Origin of the sequence: Saccharopolyspora sp. 7B (assembly GCF_020177435.1) — a bacterium.
Lineage (GTDB): Bacteria > Actinomycetota > Actinomycetes > Mycobacteriales > Pseudonocardiaceae > Saccharopolyspora_C > Saccharopolyspora_C gregorii.
On record NZ_JAIUKC010000255.1, the window covers coordinates 1 to 4,906 of the forward strand.

Here is a 4,906-nt window from a genome sequence, read left to right on the forward strand (position 1 = left end):
GTCCCGACCCGGCCCCGTCCCGACCCGCAGGGCCCGTCTTCGACGGCCGTTTTGATCAGCGCCCGTCTTGGTCCAGCCGCTGTTTCTCGACCCGGCGCGGCCTTGGCCCCACCCGACCGTTCGACCTCGGCTCCGCCGCGGCCTAGCTCCGCCGTCGCGGCACCTGCCGGACGCGAAGTCCGCTCCGAGCGGTCTCCGCCCCGCCGAGTCGCTCCCGCCGAGTCGCCCCGCCGACATGTCGACACGTCGACCCGAGGCACGACCGGGCGTGTCGACGCGGCGACATGTCGACACACCGACCTGTCGCCGCGCCCGCGCCGACCCGCGATCACGCGGTGGCCCGCTCCTCGCGCTCCCCGACCAGCCGCGCGTAGCGGGTGCCCCCGGCCAGCAGCAGGAGCCCGGCCGCGAGGAACGCCAGCACCCGCACCAACCCGGACAGCGCCGCCAGGTCGAACAGCAGCAGCTTCGCCAGCGCGGCCCCGACCAGCACGAACCCGGTCACGCGCGCGGACACCGAGCGGATCCCGCGCAGCAGCGCCAGCAGCGCGGTCGCCAGCCAGGAGACGGTGATCAGGGCGTGCCCGGCGAGGAACCCGGCCGGGCCGGGCACCACCAGGAGGCTCAGCGCCAGCACCGCGCCGCTCCCGCCGTAGAGCACGCCGAGGGCCGCGGGCAGCACCGCGCGCGGGCTCGCCGCCAGCACGCCCAACCGGACCGCGGACCAGGTGATGCTCGCGGCGGCGGCGCCGATCAGCAGGAACGCGACCACACCGGAGAGCACTGCCGAGGTCGAACCGGCCGCGAAGGGCCCGGCGGGGAAGAGCAGGAACGACGTCGGCGGCACCTCGGCGACCAGCGCGAGCAGCGTTCCGGCGGTGCCGAACAGCGCGGCGCCCAGCAGCAGTCCCCTGCCGCGCAACCGGTGCGCGAGCAGCGCCAGCAGCACCGCCTCCGCGAGCAGCCCCAGCGACCGGCCGGAACCACCGGCGACCAGCAGCGTCGCCTGGAACGCGGTCAGCGCGGCCATCCCGCCCGCGACGGTGCCGAGCACCCGGGGCACCGCGCTCGCCAGGCCACCGGCCCACACCGCGCCCTGCGCCGCGGCGACGAACACCAGCACCCCCAGCGCGGACCAGCGGTCCAGCAGCGGTGCGACGAGCAGGGTCGGGGCCCCGGCGGCGACGAGCAGCGCGATCGCGAGCGGGTCGCGCGGGCGGTGGCGCGCGGTGACCACGGCGAGCGCGACTCCCGCGCAGGCCACCGCCAGCGCGGCCGCCGTCGCGGGCCACGGGTCGCCCGCGAGCAGCGCGTGGCCGTCGGCGACGACCGCGGCCAGCACCGCCGGGACCGCGGAGGCGGCGGTGAGCCCGCGCCAGGACCGGCGCACCTGCACCGGCATCGCGGCGACCTTGAGCACGACGAGGAACCCGGTGAGCAGCGCGGTGGAGGCGGGTTCCGCCGGCACCGGGCCGAACAGCAGCGGCGCGCACAGCGCGCAGCCCAGCACCACGCCGACCGCGAGGGCCTGCGAGAGCCAGCGGTCGGCCAGCCACAACCCGAGCAGCGCGAGCACCAGGGCGGCGGCGAGCCCGGCCGGCGCGGGCAGGAACTCGTAGAGCGCGGTCGCGGCCAGCACGTCCAGGTAGAACACGGCGATGCCGGTGGCGGCCAGCGCGAACGCCCCGGCGGCCGCGGTCGAGCGCCGCCGCACCTGGAACGCGCACCCGAGCAGCACCGCGCCCCGGGCGGCGCCGCCCGCGGTCCGGCCGACCGGTCCGATCCAGCCGTGCTGCACGGCCATGACCATGAGCAGCACGACGCCGAGCAGCGTGATCGCGGCCCCGGCCCAGGCGAGCAGCCGGGTGCCCTGCCGAGCGGTCCAGTTCGCCATCCGGTCCAGCGGCGTCGGTCGCGGCGGGGGCGGTGGCGCGGTGCCGGTGAACGGGTGCGAGGCCGGGTGCAGCGGTGCGTGGTGGTGCGGGGGCGGAACGGTCGCCGGGTGCTGCGGGTAGCCGCCGCCGACCGGGCGGTTGAGCCACGTCAGCAGTCCGTCTGGCTGCGGCGGGACGAAGTGCGCGGCCGGTCCGGCCGGGGGCTGGGAGGTGGCGGGTCCGGCGGAGTTCCGCGCCGCGCCGGGCTCGACGGTGCTGGAACCGTCGTGGCTGCCGGGGTCGCTGGGCGTGCCGGAGTCGTGCGAGGAGCCGAGATCGCGGGAAGGAGCGAAGTCGCGGGGAGAACGGGATTCGCCGGGAGAACGGGATTCGCTGGGAGAACGGGGCTCGCTGGGAGAACGGGGGTCGCGCGCCGCGCCGGAACCCAGGGAGGGATCGGGGTCGCGAGGAGAACCGGGCTCCTGGGACGCACCGGAACCGAGGGCGGGGTCGGGCTCGCGAGGTGTCCCGAAGTCGCGGGAAGGCTCCAAGTAGTGGGGAGGCTCGGATTCGTGGGAAGGCTCGGATTCGTGGGAAGGGAGGGTTCCACCGGACGAGCCGGGCTCGCCGGAAGTTCCGCAGGAGTCGGACTCTCCCGGCTCGCCACGACCGGCCCCCGAAGACGGGGCAGCCCCCGCCGCGGGCGCGGCCGGGGTCTGCGTCGGTTCGGCGAAGCTGGTGTCGACGGGCTCGCCGGGGATCGGTGCGGTCCCGGTGCGGATCGTCGCCGTCGGGAGCGGGATCCGGTCGGGTGCGCCCGGTCGGGCACGTCTGCTGCCGCCGGGTGTCGGTCGGTCGGGTGGCGCGGCGAGGATGCCGCCGGTCGGTGCGGAGCGTTCCCCAGTGATCACGGTGTCACCTTCGGTGTTCGTCGTGGTTTCCCCAGATGCCGTTGCGCGCTGCGCGGCCGGACCGCGAAGCTGCTCCCCGAGCACGCCGAGTTCGGTCCCCAGCTCGGTGAACATCACGGCGATCCGGTCGATCGGATCGGCGAGGTCGCCGAGGTCGGAAGCGGGGCCTGCGATCGTGCGTGCTGTGCGCTGTGTTGCCATGAGCACACTCTGTCGGCCGAAGGGGTCCGGCGGGATCCGTACGGCTACTCATCGGTTACTCATCGGTCAGCTGAACCGCTGCTCCGTACGGGTACGTACTGGGTCACCGAATCACCTGGCGTGCCCGTTCCGGCGGTGCATTTCCGGGCCGATCGGATGAGCCCTGCCTACGATCGAGGAGAGGCCGCAAGAGAAGGGTATGGTCTAGACCATGTCGCTGTTCACTGGTGTCGGAGTCAGCTCCGGCCGAGCATCCGGCCCGGTCGCCAGGGTCGCCGAAGCCCTCCCCGAACCGGCCGCGACCCCGGCGCCCGCCGACGCCGCGGCCGAAGCGCGCCGGATCCGCCCGGCCGCCGAAGCCGTCGCGAACCGGCTGTTCGAACGTGCCGGAGTCGTCGGGGGCGAAGCCAAGGCCGTGCTGGAGACCACCGCCGCCATGGCGCTGGACCCGGCGCTGCTGTCCCAAGCCGAACAACTGGTCACCAACAACGCGCTCCCCGCGCCGCGCGCCGTGCACGAAGCCGCCAACGGCTTCGCCGACGCGCTGCGCAACGCGGGCGGCTACCTCGCCGAACGCGTCCGGGACATCCACGACGTGCGGGACCGCGTCATCGCCGAACTGCTCGGCGCCACCCCGCCGGGCGTGCCCGACCTGGACCGGCCGAGCGTCCTGCTCGCCCGCGACCTCGCGCCGGCCGACACCGCCGACCTCGATCCGCGGCTGGTGCTCGCGCTGGTCACCGAGGAGGGCGGCCCCACCAGCCACACCGCGATCCTGGCCCGCGCGCTCGGCATCCCCGCCGTCGTCGCGGCCCGCGGCATCCTCGCCGCGGCGCCCGTCGTCGGCGTGCTCGACGGCGGCGCCACCGGCAGCGTCGAGACGTCCGGCGAACCGGTGCGCACCCGGGCCGCCGAGCGCGGGCGGGGCGTGGACTGGAACGGCGCCGGCGGCACCGCCGACGGGCACGCCGTGTCCATCGTCGCCAACGTCGGGTCCGCCGTCGACGCGCGGCTCGCGGTGGAGGCCGGGGCGCAGGGCGTCGGCCTGTTCCGCACCGAGTTCTGCTACCTCGGCGCCGACGAGGAACCCGACGTGCGCACCCAGCGCGCCGCCTACGCCGAAGTGCTGTCCCCGTTCGAGGGCAGGCCGGTCGTCGTGCGCACCCTCGACGCGGGCGCCGACAAACCGCTGTCCTTCCTGGACATGGGCACCGAGCCGAACCCGGCGCTCGGCGTCCGCGGGCTGCGGGTCTGCTTCGAGCGGCCCGGCGTGCTGGACCGGCAGCTGGAGGCCATCGCCGGGGCCGAGCAGGACTCCGGCGCGAAGGTCTCGGTGATGGCGCCGATGGTCGCCACCGCCGACGAGGCCGCCTGGTTCGCCGACCGGGTGCGCGCCGCGGGCCTCGGCCGGGCCGGGGTGATGATCGAGGTCCCGGCCGCCGCGCTCACCGCCGACGAAGTGCTCGACGCCGTCGACTTCGTCAGCGTCGGCACCAACGACCTCGCGCAGTACGTGTTCGCCGCCGACCGCATGTCCGGCGCGCTCGCCGGGCTCAACGACCCGTGGCAACCGGCGCTGCTGCGGCTGGTCGCGCTGATCGGGCAGGCCGGGCACCGGCTCGGCAAGCCCGTCGGCGTCTGCGGCGAGGCCGCGTCGGACCCGCTGCTGGCGGGCGTGCTCGCCGGGCTCGGCGTCAGCAGCCTGTCGATGGGGGCCGCCGCGGTGCCCGCCGTCGGCTCCGCCCTCGCCGCACATCCGCTGGTGGCGTACCAGAAGGCCGCGGAGGAGGCGAAGAACGCCCCGAACGCGGCCCGCGCCCGCGAAGCCGCCTTCGCCACCCTGCAGTGACGCGTCGCCGGGGGGGGGGGGGGGGGGGGGGGGCGGCCCCCCCCCCCCCCCCCCCCGCCCCGCGCGGCGGC

At 76.2% G+C, this 4,906-nt stretch carries 2 protein-coding genes; one reads left to right on the forward strand and one right to left on the reverse strand.

Annotation, left to right across the window (positions count from 1 at the left end):
• Window positions 1-328 precede the first annotated feature (328 nt).
• Window positions 329-2,425, reverse strand: coding sequence for a DUF2339 domain-containing protein (locus tag LCD33_RS28250; RefSeq protein WP_224978480.1), 2,097 nt, complete (start codon window positions 2,423-2,425; stop codon window positions 329-331).
• Window positions 2,426-3,197: 772 nt separating this feature from the next.
• On the opposite strand from LCD33_RS28250, the gene LCD33_RS28255 reads away from it, so the two are divergent.
• Window positions 3,198-4,835, forward strand: coding sequence for a phosphoenolpyruvate--protein phosphotransferase (locus LCD33_RS28255; RefSeq protein ID WP_224978481.1), 1,638 nt, complete (start codon window positions 3,198-3,200; stop codon window positions 4,833-4,835).
• Window positions 4,836-4,906 lie beyond the last annotated feature (71 nt).

What these genes read in the sequence shown, in the direction of transcription:
- LCD33_RS28255 (WP_224978481.1), top strand. Translation starts at nt 3,198, where the DNA reads ATGTCGCTGTTCACTGGTGTCGGAGTCAGCTCCGGCCGAGCATCCGGC.